The following is a 288-nucleotide window of genomic DNA, read 5'->3' as shown; positions in this document are numbered from 1 at the left end:
CAGAAATTTTAGAAGCAACCTATAAAAATATGGGTTAAAATAAAGAAGAGATGATGAAAAGTGTGGGAACAATGTACAAAGCGTTTCAATATGGTGCACCACCTAATGGAGGAATTGCTTGGGGAGTAGACAGGTTAATGATGATCTTGGAAAAGAAAGCTTCTATAAGAGAAGTTATGGCTTTTCCAAAAACAGGGACATCAGAAGATTTATTATTCCATGCACCATCAATTTTGTCTGATAAAAAGGTAGAAGAGATGAATGTGAAAATTATGAGATAATTGAGAA

Annotated in this window: 1 pseudogene; it reads left to right on the top strand. The window is 33.7% G+C overall.

Annotated features, from left to right (window positions below):
* Positions 1-281, top strand: a pseudogene (locus ACY2RW_RS16115) (amino acid--tRNA ligase-related protein); the annotation flags it as partial.
* Positions 282-288 lie beyond the last annotated feature (7 nt).

It is taken from the genome of Polaribacter sp. 2305UL8-11, from assembly GCF_058147165.1.
Note: the sequence above shows the minus strand (reverse complement) of the source record. Positions and strands in the feature narration are given on the sequence as shown.